Origin of the sequence: Streptomyces sp. NPDC050085, from assembly GCF_044460595.1 — a bacterium.
Lineage (GTDB): Bacteria > Actinomycetota > Actinomycetes > Streptomycetales > Streptomycetaceae > Streptomyces.
The window spans coordinates 53,851-69,012 of sequence record NZ_JBITJZ010000001.1; the positions used below are offsets into that span (position 1 = coordinate 53,851).

The 15,162-nt window shown below is 72.6% G+C and carries 16 protein-coding genes; 12 read left to right on the plus strand and 4 right to left on the minus strand.

Annotated features, from left to right (window positions below; genetic code table 11):
* From ACIBUY_RS00230 to ACIBUY_RS00260, 7 genes are read left to right on the plus strand one after another with little or no spacing between them, the layout of a single operon-like run.
* On the plus strand, nt 1–1,218 hold the full coding sequence (locus ACIBUY_RS00230) for an FAD-dependent monooxygenase (RefSeq protein WP_399151230.1): 1,218 nt from the start codon (nt 1–3) through the stop codon (nt 1,216–1,218).
* A complete protein-coding gene (locus ACIBUY_RS00235) occupies nt 1,215–1,982 on the plus strand; it encodes an SDR family NAD(P)-dependent oxidoreductase (RefSeq protein ID WP_399151231.1) in 768 nt (255 codons plus the stop codon). Before ACIBUY_RS00230 ends, ACIBUY_RS00235 begins: the two co-directional genes overlap by 4 nt.
* Nucleotides 1,979–2,998, plus strand: a complete 1,020-nt coding sequence (locus ACIBUY_RS00240) for an LLM class flavin-dependent oxidoreductase (protein WP_399151232.1) — start codon at nt 1,979–1,981, stop codon at nt 2,996–2,998. The genes ACIBUY_RS00235 and ACIBUY_RS00240 overlap by 4 nt, the downstream gene beginning before the upstream one ends.
* Nucleotides 2,995–4,227 carry an MFS transporter gene (locus ACIBUY_RS00245; RefSeq protein ID WP_399151233.1) on the plus strand — a complete coding sequence of 411 codons (1,233 nt, stop codon included), beginning with the start codon at nt 2,995–2,997 and terminating at the stop codon, nt 4,225–4,227. The genes ACIBUY_RS00240 and ACIBUY_RS00245 overlap by 4 nt, the downstream gene beginning before the upstream one ends.
* Nucleotides 4,224–4,823: an NAD(P)H-dependent oxidoreductase gene (locus ACIBUY_RS00250; RefSeq protein WP_365562538.1), complete on the plus strand. Its 600-nt coding sequence runs from the start codon at nt 4,224–4,226 to the stop codon at nt 4,821–4,823. Before ACIBUY_RS00245 ends, ACIBUY_RS00250 begins: the two co-directional genes overlap by 4 nt.
* The gene (locus ACIBUY_RS00255; protein WP_365562536.1) at nt 4,813–5,499 is read left to right on the plus strand and encodes an antibiotic biosynthesis monooxygenase; all 687 of its coding nucleotides are present in this window, start codon (nt 4,813–4,815) and stop codon (nt 5,497–5,499) included. Before ACIBUY_RS00250 ends, ACIBUY_RS00255 begins: the two co-directional genes overlap by 11 nt.
* Complete coding sequence (locus ACIBUY_RS00260; protein WP_399151234.1) at nt 5,496–6,332, plus strand: NAD(P)H-binding protein; 837 nt, start codon at nt 5,496–5,498, stop codon at nt 6,330–6,332. Before ACIBUY_RS00255 ends, ACIBUY_RS00260 begins: the two co-directional genes overlap by 4 nt.
* 68 nt (nt 6,333–6,400) lie before the next feature.
* Here the strand turns inward: ACIBUY_RS00260 and ACIBUY_RS00265 are convergent, their stop codons facing one another.
* The 3 genes from ACIBUY_RS00265 to ACIBUY_RS00275 form a co-directional block, all read right to left on the minus strand.
* Nucleotides 6,401–7,627 carry a cytochrome P450 gene (locus ACIBUY_RS00265; RefSeq protein ID WP_365562531.1) on the minus strand — a complete coding sequence of 409 codons (1,227 nt, stop codon included), beginning with the start codon at nt 7,625–7,627 and terminating at the stop codon, nt 6,401–6,403.
* A 191-nt stretch (nt 7,628–7,818) separates the two neighbouring features.
* Nucleotides 7,819–8,490 (minus strand): response regulator transcription factor, encoded by a 672-nt coding sequence (locus ACIBUY_RS00270; protein ID WP_365562677.1) that lies wholly within the window; start codon nt 8,488–8,490, stop codon nt 7,819–7,821.
* Between the two features lie 147 nt (nt 8,491–8,637).
* The gene (locus ACIBUY_RS00275) at nt 8,638–9,345 is read right to left on the minus strand and encodes a TetR/AcrR family transcriptional regulator (RefSeq protein WP_399151235.1); all 708 of its coding nucleotides are present in this window, start codon (nt 9,343–9,345) and stop codon (nt 8,638–8,640) included.
* A 191-nt stretch (nt 9,346–9,536) separates the two neighbouring features.
* On the opposite strand from ACIBUY_RS00275, the gene ACIBUY_RS00280 reads away from it, so the two are divergent.
* The 4 genes from ACIBUY_RS00280 (at nt 9,537) to ACIBUY_RS00295 (ending at nt 13,847) form a co-directional block, all read left to right on the plus strand.
* The gene (locus ACIBUY_RS00280) at nt 9,537–11,024 is read left to right on the plus strand and encodes a DHA2 family efflux MFS transporter permease subunit (RefSeq protein WP_399151236.1); all 1,488 of its coding nucleotides are present in this window, start codon (nt 9,537–9,539) and stop codon (nt 11,022–11,024) included.
* A complete protein-coding gene (locus tag ACIBUY_RS00285) occupies nt 11,021–11,851 on the plus strand; it encodes an SDR family NAD(P)-dependent oxidoreductase (RefSeq protein ID WP_399151237.1) in 831 nt (276 codons plus the stop codon). The genes ACIBUY_RS00280 and ACIBUY_RS00285 overlap by 4 nt, the downstream gene beginning before the upstream one ends.
* Nucleotides 11,852–12,026: 175 nt before the next feature.
* Nucleotides 12,027–12,719 (plus strand): hypothetical protein, encoded by a 693-nt coding sequence (locus ACIBUY_RS00290; protein WP_365562519.1) that lies wholly within the window; start codon nt 12,027–12,029, stop codon nt 12,717–12,719.
* A 120-nt stretch (nt 12,720–12,839) separates the two neighbouring features.
* Nucleotides 12,840–13,847, plus strand: a complete 1,008-nt coding sequence (locus ACIBUY_RS00295; protein WP_365562516.1) for an alpha/beta hydrolase — start codon at nt 12,840–12,842, stop codon at nt 13,845–13,847.
* 25 nt (nt 13,848–13,872) lie between these two features.
* Here ACIBUY_RS00295 and ACIBUY_RS00300 read toward each other — a convergent pair whose 3' ends face one another.
* Entirely contained in the window at nt 13,873–14,115 is a 243-nt protein-coding gene (locus ACIBUY_RS00300; RefSeq protein ID WP_399151238.1) for a hypothetical protein, read from the minus strand.
* A gap of 59 nt (nt 14,116–14,174) precedes the next feature.
* Here ACIBUY_RS00300 and ACIBUY_RS00305 point away from each other — a divergent pair, with 59 nt between their 5' ends.
* Entirely contained in the window at nt 14,175–15,149 is a 975-nt protein-coding gene (locus ACIBUY_RS00305; RefSeq protein WP_365562510.1) for a glycerophosphodiester phosphodiesterase family protein, read from the plus strand.
* Nucleotides 15,150–15,162 lie beyond the last annotated feature (13 nt).

Genomic DNA, 15,162 nt, shown 5'->3' on the forward strand with positions numbered 1-15,162 from the left:
ATGACCGCGGCCCTCCCCTCCGGCGGACCCGAGTCGACCGACGTCATCGTGGTGGGCGCCGGTCCCGTGGGCCTGCTGCTCGCCGGTGACCTGCGCCGCGCCGGTGTCCAGGTCACCGTCCTCGAACAGCTCACCGCGCCGACCACCGAGTCCCGCGCCTCCACCCTGCACACGCGCACCATGGAACTCCTCGAAGAGCGCGGCCTGTTGGCCCGGCTGGGCCCGCTCCCCGACGGCGGCCCCGGACACTTCGGCGGCCTCCCGCTCGACCTGCGGGCCGCCGCCCCGGGGCACCGGTACGCGGGCCAGTTCAAGTGCCCGCAGACCCGTCTCGAAGCGGCACTGCACGCCTGGGCGACCGGTCTCGGCGCCCAGGTGCGGCGCGGCCACGCCGTCACCGGACTGCGCCAGTACGCGGACCGGGTCGTCGTCTCCGGCATCCAACTCGGGGGCGAGGTACGGCGGTTGGCCGCCTCGTACGTCGTGGGCTGCGACGGCGAGCGCAGCACCGTGCGCCAGCTGGCCGGGTTCGACTTCCCCGGCGACGACCCCACCGTGGAGATGCTCCGCGCGGACGTCGCGGGCATCGGCGTGCCCAACCGCCGCTTCGAGCGCCACCCGCACGGTCTGGCCACCGCCCACCGCTGGCCCGACGGCACGACCCGGATCATGGTGCGCGTGCACGGCAGCGAGCCCGCCCCGCGCACCGGGCCGCCCTCGTTCGGCGAAGTCGTCGCCGCCTGGGCGAAGGTCACCGGCGAGGACATCGGGCACGGCACGCCCGTGTGGCTGAACGCCTTCGACGACACCAGCCGCCAGGCCGCCCGCTACGTCAAGGGGCGCGTGATCCTCTCGGGCGACGCCGCGCACGTCCAGATGCCGGTCGGCGGCCAGGCCCTCAACCTCGGGCTGCAGGACGCCGCCGCCCTCGGCCACCGGCTCGCCGACCACCTCACCGGCCGGACCGAAGGCCCGGAGCTCGACGACTACGACCGGCTGCGCCACCGCGTCGGCGCCCGCACCCTCACCGGCATCCGCGCCCAGTCCCGGCTGCTGCTCGGCGGCCCGGAGGTGGAAGGGCTGCGCGCGGTCCTCGCCGAACTGCTCGGCCTCGACACGGCGGTCGGCCATCTCGCCCGCACCATCAGCGGCGTCGACGCCGAGGCCGACGTCCTCGCGCCGTCAAACCCCCGTAACGAACCAGGAGTTGCCGCATGACCCGCCTCACCGGCAAGACCGCGCTCGTCACCGGCTCCAGCCGCGGCATCGGCCGCGCCATCGCCCAGCGCCTGGCCCGCGAGGGCGCGCTCGTCGCCGTGCACTACGCCGGCAACGAAGCCGCCGCCGACGAGACCCGCACGCTCATCGAGAAGGACGGCGGCCGCGCCTTCACCGTCCGCGCCGAACTCGGCGTCCCCGGCGACGTCCACGAACTCTTCCTCGGCCTCGAACAGGGCCTGAAGGAACGCACGGGCTCGACCACGCTCGACATCGTCGTCAACAACGCCGGGGAGACCTCCCAGAGCGGCATCCCGCCGCAGGACGTCACCCCGGAGCAGTTCGACCGGTTCTTCGCCGTCAACGCGAAGGCCCCGTACTTCCTTCTGCAGCGCGCCCTGCCGCAGATACCCGAGGGCGGCCGCGTCATCAACATCTCCTCCGGTCTCACCCGCGTCGCCAACCCCGACCAGGTCGCCTACGCGATGACGAAGGGCGCCATCGAGCAGCTGACCCTGCACCTGGCCCGCCAACTGGCGCCGCGCGGCATCACCATCAACAGCGTGGCGCCCGGCATCACCAACAACGGCAGCGCGGTGTTCGACATCCCCGAAGCGGTCGAACAGATGGCGGCGCTCTCCGCGTTCAACCGGGTCGGCGAGGCCGGTGACGTCGCGGACGTGGTGACGTTCCTCGCCACCGACGAGGCCCGCTGGATCACCGGGGCCTTCATCGACGCCAGTGGCGGGACCCTGCTCGGATGACCCGGCCGCCCGAGCCCTCACAGGAGGAGCAGCACACCGTGGACGTCGGACTCCTCTTCGACCTGCGCAACCCCGGGGCGTGGCACCGTCCTTGGGCCGATCACTACGCGCACACCCTGGAGCTGTGCGAGGAGGCGGACCGGCGCGGCGTCGGCGGACTGTGGTTCACCGAGCACCACCTCTTCGACGACGGCTACCTGCCGCAGCCGCTGACGTTCGCCGCCGCGGTCGCGGCCCGCACGCGCGACGCCCGGATCGGCACGTCCGTCGTGCTGCCCGCGCTGCACCATCCGGTGGACCTCGCCGAGCAGGCCGCGCTGGTCGATCTGATCAGCGGCGGGCGCCTCGAACTCGGCCTCGGTGCGGGGTACAGGCGGCCCGAATACGCCCTGTTCGGCGCCGAGTTCGGGCGCCGCTTCCAGCACACCGAGGAGAACATCGCCGAGATCCTGCGCCTGTGGCGGGAGGGGGCGATCACCCCGGGGCCGATCCAGGACCCGCCGCCGGTGTGGGGCGGGTTCTACGGGCCGCGCGGCGCGCGCATCGCCGGGCGGCTCGGCCTCGGGCTGCTGCACATCTCCCGCACGATCCACGAGCACTATGTGCAGGGCCTCGAGGAGGGCGGGCATCCGCCCGAGTCCGCCCGGGTCTCCGACCTGCTGCCGATCATCCTCTCCACCGACCCGGAGGCGGCCTGGCAGCGCGTCGGCCCGCACCTGCTCCACCAGGTCAACTCCTATCGGCAGGGCGCCCTGCACGGGACGGGCCAGGCAGGGCCGCCGCCGCTGACGCTGCGGGACCTGCGCGACCCGGACGCCGAGGACACCCGGGGCCTGCTCGACATCCTCACCCCCGAGGACGCCGCCGCCCGGATCAAGGAGCTCACGGCGGGGCTGCCGGTGCGTCATCTCATCTTCTGGGCGAGCATCGCGGGGATGCCGGACGACCTGGTCGCCGAGAACATCGAGCTGATCACCGAGAAGCTGCCGCCGCTCCTCGCCCCCGGCACCCCATGACCGGCGAAGCCCCGGCGCAGGCAGTCAACTCCCCGGTTTCTGCGGGCACTTGGGACGTACGGCACCGAGCGGTTCTGCTGATCCTGTCCGCCAACATGATCCTCGACGCGATCGAGGTCTCGGTCGTCCTGGTGGCCCTGCCGGACATCCGCGCGCGGTTGGGCCTGTCCGCGTGGACCGTGCAGTGGCTGATGAGCGGTTTCGCCCTCGGCTTCGCCGCCGCGCTGCTGCTGGGGGCGCGGCTCGTGGCGCGGCTCGGGACGCGGCGGGTGTACCTGGCGGCGATGCCCGCGTTCGCCGCGGCCTCCCTCGTCGGCGGACTGGCCGACGGCCCGGCGCTGCTCATCGCCACGCGGGTCGTCAAGGGCGTCTGCGCGGCGCTGACCGCCCCGGCCGGGCTCTCCATCATCGCCACCGCGTTCCCGGACGGCCCCCGCCAGCGCCGTGCGGTGTCCGTGTACTCGTTGTGCGGGGCGGCGGGGTTCACGGCCGGTCTTCTGCTGTCCGGGGCGCTGCTGCAGGGCAGTTGGCGCTGGACCCTGTGGTTCCCGGCACCGCTCGCGCTGCTCCTGCTGGTGCTCGGGCTGCGGGTGCTGCCGGCCGACCGGGGCCCCGCGGCGCCCGCCCGTCCGGCGCTGCGGCTGCTGCGCGGCGGCCCGCTGCTGCGGACGGCGATCGGCGCGGCGACGCTGAACGGCACGTATCACAGCGTGTTGTTCCTGATCACCCTTCAGGTGCAGGAGCGCCTCGGGTGGACGCCGTGGCTCAACGCGCTGGCCCTGCTGCCCGCCTGTGTACCGCTCGCCGTCACTCTGCCCTTCGCCGCACGGCTGACGGCGCGCTGGGGCATCGAGCGGCTGATCGCGCTCGGCGCCGCGGCCCCGCTCGCCGGTTGCGCACTGTTGCTCGCCCGCCCGCGCTTCACGTCGTACGTCACCGATGTGCTGCCCGTGCTCCTCCTCGTCGGCGCGGGCTTCGTGCTGTCCTTCGCCGCGCTCAACATGCGGGCCGCATCGGCGGTCGCCGCCGAGGACCGGCCGGCCGCGATCCGCGCCTACCAGGCGGCCGTGCAGTTCGGCGCCGTCGTGCTGTTGCCGCTGACCGGGGCGCTGCTGACCGCCGGACACGACGGCCGGCCGGTGCTCGCCCCGATCGCCGCCGTCGCCGCCGTCGGTCTCGCGGCGGCCCTGCCCCCACTGTTCACCGCCTCCCGAAAGGTTCGAACGTGACCGCACCGCACCCGCCCCTCTCCCTGGTCGTCATCACGGCCAGCGTCCGCGACGGACGGCTCGGCCCGGCCGTCGCCGACTGGTTCACCGCGCGGGCGCGCACCCGCCCCGACCTGGCCGTCCACCCGGTCGACCTGCGCGAGGTGCCGCTGCCCGTGACGCTGCCCGAACCGGGCCACGAGCCGCCGCCGGAGACGGCCGCGGTCCGTGACGCACTGCGTGCCGTGCTCGACGGCGCCGACGCGTACGTGGTGGTGACGCCGGAGTACAACCACAGCTTCCCGGCCTCGCTGAAGAACGTGCTCGACTGGTTCCTCACCGAATGGGCGGCCAAGCCCGTCGGCTTCGTCTCCTACGGGGGTCTGAGTGGCGGGCTGCGCGCCGTGGAGCACCTGCGTCAGGTCTTCGCCGAGCTGCACGCCGTGACGGTGCGCGAGACCGTCAGCTTCCACACCGCGTGGGAGCGTTTCGACGCCTCGGCGGACATCCTCGACGACGACACGGCGGACACCGCGGCGAAGACACTGATCGACCAACTCGTGTGGTGGGGACGCGCGTTGCGCAGCGCACGGCAGGAGCACCCCTATGGGACGTGACACGCTGCCCGCGCCGGTGGGCCCGGACATCGCCCGGCCCGACGCGCACGCCGTCTTCGTCACGCAGTGGTACGTGCCCGACCGGGCCCGCGGGACGATGCTGCTCGACGAGGTCGCGGGCCAGTGGCGGGCCGCCGGACTGCCCGACGGCGTCGTCGCCTTCCACGCCTACCTGAACACCGACGAGGACACGGTCCTCACCTACGTACAGGCGCGGCACCCGGACGCGTACCGCCCGTTCGTGCGGGCGCTGCGCGGTGCCGCCCGCGCCGAACCGGTGGAGTACCGGCTGCGCCGCAACGTCGTCCTCAACTCCTCTGCGCAGCCGCCCGGTTGTGCGGTGGTGGCGACCTTCGACGTGGACGGCGCCGACCGGCAGGAGCGCATCATCGAGTCCGTGGTCGGCGCCCTGGAGGGCGCCCCCGCCGATCAGCACCGCGGCATGCTCAGCGCCCACTTCCACGCCAGCACCGACGGCACGCGGGTCCTCAACTACGCGCAGTGGACGGACGACGCGGCCCACGAGGCGTTCCTCGCGGGCGCCACCCGGCGCGCGACCCTGGCGGCCACGGGTGCCACCCCTGGGGTGCGCCCCATCGGATTCAAGCGGTTCCACCTGCACCACGGCATCGACACGCGACAGCCCGTCGCCGACCACGACAGGAGCCCTTCATGACCATCCTGGTGACCGGAGTGCGCGGCCGCGTCGGAGCCGCCGTGCTGCGGCAACTGCGGGACGCGGGCGCGGAGGTGCGGCCCGCAAGCGCCCGCCCGGACGCGGCCGCGGAGCTCCCCGGCGAACCGCCCGTCCACCTCGACCTGGCGGCGCCCGGCACCTTCGCCCCGGCGCTGAAGGGGATCCGCAAGGTCTTCCTGTACGCGCGCCCCGACACCGCCGAGCGGTTCGTCCGGGAGGCCGAGGACGCGGGCGTCACCGACGTGGTCCTCTTCTCGTCGCTGGCGATCGACGCCGACGGCGCCGAGCACAGCCCCATCGCCCGCCAGCACCGGGCGGTCGAGGACGCCCTGCGGTCCTCCGGGCTCGGCTGGACGTTCGTACGGGCCGGTGCGCTCGCCACCAACGCGCTGCAGTGGGCGCCGTCGATCCGAGCGGGGCAGAGCCTGCGCCTCGCCTACCCCGACACGTACAGCGAGCCCGTCCACGAGGCCGACGTCGCCGCGGTGAGCACGCGGGCGCTGCTCGACGAGGACCGTCGCGGGGAGGTCCTGCGGCTCACCGGGCCCGAGTCGCTGTCCGCGCGGCGGCAGGCGGAGCTGATCGCGACGGCCGCAGGGGTGCCCGTCGTCGTGGAGCGGGTCGACCGCGCGGAGCAGCGTGCACAGCTGACCGCGGTGCTGCCGGAGGCGATCGCCGACGTCCTGCTCGACTACCAGAGGGAGCGGGACGGCCGCCCGCAGGCTCCGCTGCCGGATGTGGAGCGGGTGCTCGGGCACGGTGCGGTGTCGTTCGCGGCGTGGGCCAGGGAGCACGCGGCGGCGTTCCGCTGACGGACGGCGGCGGCGCGGTGCCCTCTCGTCCGGGAGGGGCACCGCGCCGCCGCTCTGTGTCCTGCGGGTCACCACTTCACGGGCAGTTCCTTCACCCCGCGCATCACGCGGTTGCTCTGCCACACGACCTCGTCGACCGGCACCGCGAGGCGCAGCCCGGGCAGCCGGCGCACCAACGTGTCGAGGGCGATGCGCAGTTCGAGGCGGGCGAGCGGGGCCGCCGGGCAGTGGTGGGCGCCGTGCCCGAAGGCGAGGTGCGGATTGTGCTCGCGGGTGAAGTCGATCTCCTCGGGCCGCTCGAAGACCGTCTCGTCCCGGTTGGCGGAGTCGTTCTGTGCGACGACGGCGTCACCGGTGCGGATCAGCTCGCCGCCGAACTCGAAGTCCTCGACGGCGATCCGCGAGAACGGCGCGACGCTGGTGGCGAGCGGCGTGATGCGCAGCAGCTCCTCCACGGCCGCCGGTACGAGCCCCGGGTCCTCGACGAGGCTGTCCCACAGAGCGGGCCTGGACAGCAGCGTGAACAGGAAGTTGCCCGTCTGGTTGGCGGTGGTCTCATGGCCCGCGGTGAGCAGGTCGACGGCGAAGATGGCCAGTTCGGCCTCGGTGAGCTGGTCCTCTCCCTCGCGCGCCGTGACCAGCCGGCTGAGCAGGTCGTCGCCCGGCTCGGCGATGCGCCGGGCTATCAGCTCGCGCAGATACGCGTCGAGGCTGGCCCGCGCGGCCTCGATGACGGTCGGGTCGGCCACGGTGAGGGCCATCATCCGGTCGGTCCAGGACCGGAAGTCGTCCCGGTCCTCCTCCGGGATGCCGAACGTCTCGCAGATCACGGTGATCCCCATCGGCCAGGCGAGTCCGCCCGCCAGGTCGGCGGGCGCGCCGGTCTCCTCGATGCGGTCGACGAGCCCGTCGACGATCGCCTGCACCCGGGGGCGTACAGCCTCGACCTGGCGCACGGTGAACGCCTTGGCGGCCAGCCTGCGCAGCCTGGTGTGCTCCGGCGGGTCCATGCTGAGCAGCGACTCGGGGTGCTGGATGAGCGGGCTGGAGCGGGGCACGTCCTTGCCGACGGCGGCGGCCCGGCTCAGCCGCGGATCGGCGAGCGCCGCACGGACGTCGTCGTAGCGGGTCACCAACCAGGCGTCGCCGCCGTGCGGCATGGTGACCCGGCTGACCGGCTCCGAGTGCCGCAGACGTGCGTACACCGGGTCGAGGTCGAGGCGTTCCGAAGTGAAGTCAGAGGCAAGGAACGGGCAGGAGGAGCGGGCCGACGAATGGGAATCAGTGGACGTCATCTGACGGTCTCCGTCGCTGAATTGGCGGACGCTGGCCTCTCGACTCTAGGCGGAATCGATCCCGGCGATCGTCAGAGGAACAACCACTTATTCACAATTCACTGTCAAGAAATCGGTCGGGAAATCCGCGGGGAAAGGGCTGTTCACCTGTCTGCTCACCTGTCTGCTCACCTTGCTGTTCACCTGGCTGCTCACCCGTGCCCGATCCGGAAGCCGACGCCGCGCACCGTGCGGATCCAGGCCCTGTCCCCCAACTTGCCGCGCAGCGAGCTGACATGGGTGTCCACGGTGCGACTGGCGCGTGCCCCGGTCTCCCGCACTCCCCCGTCGCCCCATATCTCCTTCATCAGCCGTTGCCGGCTGACCACCTTCTCGGAGTGCCGGGCCAAATAGTAGAGGAGGTCGAATTCCTTGCGCGTGAGGTCGACCTGACGCCCCCACACCAGCACTTCACGGGATGCCGCATCGACGCGGAGCCCGCCTATGGAGACCACGGTCGGGGATTCCCGCGCCGACTCCCGCGGCCGCGTCCGACGCGTCACGGCCTCGATGCGGGCCACCAACTCCCGGAATTCGTACGGCTTGTCGAGACAGTCGTCGGCACCGGCCCGCAGCCCGAGCACCCGGTCCAGTTCGGTGCCGCTGTCGGTGAACGCGATCAGCGGGACCCGGGTGGCGGCGCGGATGCGTCGGCACACTTCCAGGCCGTCGATGTCCGGCAGGTCCAGGTCGAGCAGCACGAGGTCCGCCTCCCGGTACTGGCCGAGGGCCGCGCCGCCCGTCGCGACACAGGTGACGTCGTGGCCGAGCCGTTCGAGGCGCGCGGCCGGCGAGCCGGCACCGTCCGCCGGGGTCCCCACCATCAAGACGTGCACGATGCCTCCCTGCCCGGCCCGCTCGTGTCGGGCCTGCTGTGATGATCCACCGAAAACCGGGGCGCGACAGGGTGCGGCGGCCGCCTTAAAGGAGTGTTCACCGGCGTTCACAAATGCCGTGCGTGCAGGGCGAGTTCAGGTCGTGGGCCCGTAGGCCAGGAGGAAGGTGCGGACGGCGGAGCCGCCCACCGCACGCAGTTCGGCCTCGGGCAGCCGGTGGGTGCCCAGGTGCGACCGCGCCTCCATGGGGCCGGTCAGGAGTGCCAGGAGCTGTTCCGCGGCCTCGGCGGGGTCGCACGGGCGCAGGTGTCCGGCGAGGGACAGGCGGGCGAGCCGGTCGGCGAGGGACTGCTTGAGGCGGCCCGCGCCGCGGCCCCACACGACCTCCAGCAGGTCGGGGAAGTGTGCGACTTCCGCGTACAGCAGGCGTCGCAGCGCCCATGAGCGCTCGTCGCAGCACTGCAGGAGCAGCCGGTGGGCGACGTCCTCCAGCGTCTCGCGCAGACGGTCGGGCGTGAACGGGGCGCCGCTCGCATCCGCGGTCAACTCCTCGACCACAGCGAGGTTTTCCCCCATGACGGTGTCCGCGGCCGCCTCCAGGGCGCTGCGGAAGACGTTCTCCTTGTCGCCGAGGTGGTTGTAGACGGTGTGCTTCGCGACGCCCGCCACTTCGGCGATCTCCTCCATGCACGCGCGCGCGTAGCCACGGTGGGCGAACACCGTGAACGCGGCGCCGAGGATCGCCTCGCGCTTGTCGATGCGGCCGCGGGACGCCGCCCGCCCGGACGGCTTCGCCGTCTTCGCGGCCGCGGTCGCCTTGGTCTCTGTCCTCGTTCCGGTCACTTCGTCATCGTACCGGGCCGGTTCGAGAACTGCACCAGAGAGTGCAATCCATCAGTCGCGCCATTGCAATCAGACCGCTGAGAACCCTAAAGTGCACCCGCCAGTACAATGTGGCCGCGCCGCCCTGTCGGCGCCCTGTCCGATCACGCACGCGGCCACCGCTCACCGCTCGACCTTTCGGAGAGAGAGTCATGGTGCAATCACCCGACGCGCGCCTCGATCCCGCGCTGCGGCGACTGATCGGCGTCATCCTGCTGGGCGGGATCATGGGGATCCTCGACGGCTCGATGATCGCCGTCGCCGCCGACACCCTGGCCCACGACCTGGGCACCTCGCTGGCCACGGTGAGCTGGGTCTCCACCAGCTACCTGCTGGCCCTCACCGTCTCCATCCCCGTCACCACCTGGGCCGTCGACCGGTTCGGCGGCCGGCGGCTGTGGCTGCTCGGCCTCGTCGTCTTCCTCGCCGGGTCCATCGGCTCGGGGCTCGCCTGGGACGCGCCCAGCCTCATCGTCTTCCGCGTCGTCCAGGGCCTGGGGGCGGGTCTGCTCGACCCGCTGATGCTCACGCTGCTCGCCCGCGCCTCGGGCCCCGAGCGGGCCGGACGCGTCATGGGTCTCATGGGCGTGGTGGGCTCCAGCGGTCCCGTGCTCGGGCCCGTGATCGGCGGCATCATCCTCCAGGGCCTGGCCTGGCGTTGGATGTTCCTGGTCAACATCCCGATCGGGATCGTCGCCCTCGTGCTCGCCCTGCGGGTCGTGCCGAAGGACGCGCCGGACACCACGGCCGAGACCGTACGCCTCGACGTCACCGGGCTCGCCCTGATCGGCCCCGGCGTCGCCGCCGGTGTCCTCGCCCTGTCGCAGGCGGCCGAGCGCGCGGCGTTCGCCGTGTGGCAGGTCCTCGTCCCGCTCGCCGCGGCCGCACTGCTGCTCGCCGGGTACGCGGTGCACGCACTCGGCGCCCGGCGCACGGCGCCCCTCATCGACCTGCGCCTGTTCAAGCGGCGCAGCTTCTCGGCGAGCGTCACGGTCGGCTCGCTCGTCGGGCTCGCCACCTTCGCCAGCCTCTTCGCGCTGCCGCTCTACTACCAACAGGCCCGCGGACACGGCACGTTCGCGGCGGCCCTGCTGCTCGCTCCGCTCGGCGTCGGGTCGGCCGTCTCGATGCCGCTGACGGGTCGGCTGTCCGACCGTCTCGGCTCGCGCTCGCTGGTGCTCGCGGGCGCCGCCGTGGCCGGGCTGAGCGCGTTCGCCCTCACCCGGGCCGGCGCGCACACGCCCGAGGCGCTGACCGCCCTCGCGGCACTGACTCTCGGTCTCGGGCTCGGTTCGGTCGGCGCACCGACGATCGCGTCCCTGTACCGGACACTCCCAAGTGCCCTGGTTCCTCAGGGCAGTTCGGTCCTCTACATGCTCAACCAGCTCGGCGCCTCGATCGGCATCGCGACCGTCGCGCTCGTCGTGCAGACCGCCGGTGACGGCGACGCCGTGCGCGGATTCCACGCGGCCGCGTGGACCGTGACCATCGCGCTCGTCGTGACGCTGCTCGCCGCCACGCAGCTGCCCGGCCGCCCGGCGCCCGCCCCGGCTCAGCAGGGCGCCACCCACCCCGACGACGTGAACGTAGCCGCAGAAGAAGACAGGCCCGCCGTCGCGACGCAAGGAGAGAAGCAGTGAGCACCCTGGTCATCGCGGGCGGTACGGACGGCATCGGAAAGGCCCTGGCCGAACGGTATGTGGAGCGGGGCGACACGGTCTTCGTCATCGGCCGCGACCCGGCCAAGGGCGAGCAGTACCTGGAGCGGGCCCGCCGTCGCGGCGCCGCCGAGCGGGCGCACTTCGTCACGGCCGACCTGAGCCTGCTGGCACGGACCCGCGGGGCGATCGAGGAGATCGCGCGCCGGACGCCCTCGGTCGACGCGCTCGTGCTCTGCGCGCGCCACTACCGGTCCGACCGGACACTGACGCGGGAAGGGTACGAGGAGAACTTCGCCCTCTTCTATCTGAGCCGGTACCTCCTCGGGCACGGCCTGGTCGCGTCGCTGCGCAAGGCCGAGCGGCCCGTCGTGGTGAACGTCGCGGGCCCGGGCGCCGATCCGGGCGTGGTGCGCTGGGACGATCTGCAACTGCGGCGCGGCTACCACGGGGGCGTCGCCCTCGGCCAGGGCGGAAAGCTCAACGACCTGCTCGGCGTGGCGTTCGCCGACCGGTACGCCACCACCACCGGCATCCGGTACGTGCTCATCCACCCCGGCGTCACCGCGACCGGCTTCTCCGGCGAGTACGACGCCGAGACGCTCGAGCACATCAAGTCGATGCAGCGGCACGCGAAGCCCGTCTCGGCGGCGCTGCCGCCGATCGTCGCCGCCATCGACGACCCGCCCGCCGAACCGCTGAGCGCCTTCGTGGAGGGCCACCGGATCGAGGTCGGCTCACGCGGCTTCGACGGCGTGGCGGCCGCCCGCCTTGAGGTGCTCACCGAGCAGCTCCTGACGAAGAGTTGACGCTCGCCGGACGCCCTGACGAAGGCCTTTCCGGAACCTGTCGAACCGTCCGAACTCCCGAACGACCTCACGAAGCCCTGAAACAGCGGCACTTGGGGTGCGCCCGCCCTGCGCCGGAGACTTGAAGCCGTCCCGTGCACCCCGCCCTCGCTCGCCCTGAGGAGACAGATTCCCGATGCCGCACCCCTCGTCGCCCACCGACACCGCTGCCACGGCAAGGCCCGTCCTCGACAGCCCCGACAGCGCCGTCGCGCTCGTCACGACCGTGCCCGTCGACGGCCCCGACCGACAGCGGGCGGTGGCCGAGGCGGTGGCCCTGCGCGCAGCGGACCTCGCCGCGTGGCCGCGGGGCCTGACGTCCCTGACCGTCTACCTCGAAGGGCAGGGCGACACGGTCCTGATCCACACGCAGTGGGCGTCGGACCGCGAACTGGCCGAGGCCGCCTGGCCGGTCGTCGTCGGCCTCGGCCTGGACGCCGAGCGCGGAGCGGCCGCATCGGCCGAGCCGACGGCGACGCCCTTCCGCCACTACCGCACGGTCCGGGGCACCGCCCTGCCCGAACCCGCCCCCGTGCCCGAGTCGTTCCCCGTCGCGTTCTTCGACACCGCGGACGAGGACGCGGCCCGGGCCTGGCTCGACGGTCTGCTGGCGTCGGAGGAACGCACCGAGGGCGAGGACCGCGCCTACCCCGGCGCGGTGGCCGCGCACCTGCACGTCAGCCTGGACGGCACGAAGGTGCTGAGCTTCTCCGAGTGGCTCACGGAGGAACAGGCGGTCGCCCACATCGACGCGGTGTGGGCGGCGGTGCTCAAGGAGTTCGGCGGAACGGGAACGCTGTACCGGCACTACGGGACGTACGTGAAGTGAGACCGAGGGGGGGTCCCCGGCACGTGAAGCAAGAAGGGAATCCATCCGCAACCGCCGTGAAACCCCGCGCCGCGCCGTGCTTCGTACACTCGACGTACCGCGCACGGGGAGACCGGACACATGGCGCACATCATTCCGATCCGCGGCTCTGCCGCACGTGGGCCGGACACCGCAGGCACGCTCGCCTTCTCCACCGTCCACGGCTACCGCCGCGCCTACCGGATCACCGGTGAGGGACCGGCGGTGCTCCTCATCCACGGCGTCGGGGCGAGCTCCGCGCACTGGGAGGACTGCATCGAGACCCTGGCGCGCCGGCACACCGTCATCGCCCCCGACCTGCTCGGTCACGGTCACTCGGCGAAGCCCCGCGCCGACTACTCGGTCGCCGCGTACGCGAACGGCCTGCGCGACCTCCTCGGCGTGGTCGGCATCGAACGCGTCACCCTCGTCGGGCACTCCTTCGGCGGCGGCGTCGCGATGCAGTTCGCGTACCAGTTCCCCGAGCGCGTCGACCGACTGGTCCTGATCTCCACCGGCGGCGTCGGGCGCCGGGTCACCCCCGTGCTGCGGGCGGCGACCCTGCCCGGCGCGGGGCTCGGACTCGGCCTGTTGAAGCTGCCCGGCGCGCGCCTGCAGATCAACGCGTGCATCCGCGCCCTCCAACTCCTCGACACCGGGCTCGGCGTGGACGCGGAGGACCTCGTCGACCTGGTCGACGCCCTGCCCGACCAGAACTCCCGCAACGCGTTCACGCGTACGCTGCGGGCCGTCGTCGACTGGCGCGGCCAGGTCGTCACCATGCTGGACCGCTGCTACCTGGCCCAGGGCATTCCCACGCTCCTGCTCTGGGGCGACCGGGACAGCGTGCTGCCCGTCGCCCACGCCCACACCGCGCACGAGGCGATGCCCGGCAGCCGGCTCGAGATCTTCTCCGGCGCCGGGCACTTCCCGCACCACGCCGACCCCGCACGGTTCCTCCAGGTGCTGCAGGAGTTCATCGCCACCACCACGCCCAACGCGTGGAGCACCGAGCAGTGGCGCGAACTCCTGCGTACCGGACGCCCGGACGAGACGTACCGGCCCACGGAGCGCGAGTACCGGGAGGCCGGCGAACGCAGCGCGACGTGACGGAGCACTGCGGCGAGCGGCGCCGTCAGACCATCGCGCACTCGGCGATCTGGAGGCCGCCGGTGCAGATGTTGGCGACGCCCATGACGCCCACCGCGACCGCCTTGGGGACCTCCTTCGTGTTGACGGCCACCGCGTAGCTGACACGGGCGATGTCATTGGTGAGGTTGCTGGTCTCCTCCACGATCGCGATGCTCCGCGGCGAGCCGGCCGGCTTCTGCGACAGCTCGTAGAAGTGGTACGCGCTGCACGCCAGGGCCGGGATCACCAGGACGGCGTCGACGATGGCGCCGACTCCGCGGCCGGGACACCGACGACACGGGGATCGTGCGCTCCGTGAGCACCAGCACCGCCGAGACCGGCGTGTGGACCCAACTCACCGGCGTCTACGACGCCACCGCCAAGAAGATCCAGCTGTTCGTCAACGGCCAGCCCCAGACCGCCGCCTCGTTCACCACCCCGTGGAAGGCCACCGGCGGACTCCAGATCGGCCGGGTCCGCTACCAGGGCACCTTCCAGGAGTACTTCGCCGGAAGCGTCGACACCATCCGCGTCTGGGACACGTCCGTCGTCTACGGCTGCACCGACACGTACGCGATGGGACACCGCGGAGGCCCCGCCAACGCGCCGGAGAACACGCTCGCCGCCCTGGGCATCGCCGCTGACCACGGAGCGGACTGGGTCGAGACCGACGTGCAGTTCACCAAGGACGGCGTGCCGGTGATCATGCACGACGACACGGTGGACCGCACGACGAACGGCACCGGACGCGTCGACCAGCTCACCGCCGCACAGATCGCCCAGCTCACCATCGACGGCGGCGGCCGCGTCCCCACCCTGCAGCAGGTACTGACCTCCCTCAAGCCCAAGACCGTGCGGCTCCTGCTGGAGATGAAGGGCCCCCAGACCTCCGCGGCGGTCGACAAGGTCCTCGAGCTCGTCGCCAACGCCGGGATGACCGACCGCACCACACTCCAGTCCTTCGACGAGAACATCGTGCGGGCCGCGGCCACCTCCCCCTGGCAGACCAAGGTCGCCCTGCTCCGCTCGACCCTCGACGCCGATCCCGTCGCCACCGCCCGCGCCTTCGGCCTGGACGCCTACGTGGTCCAGTCCAGCGCACTCGCGACCCGGCCCGCCGTCATCGCGCAGCTCAAAGAGGCCGGCGTCGAGGTGTACACCTGGACCGTCGACACCGAACCCCAATGGCAGAACGTGACCTCGTGGGGCGTGGACGGCGTCATCACCAACCGCCCGGACCAGTTCCACCGGTGGCGCGTGGAGCACTGCACCGACATGTGACCCCCGGCGACGC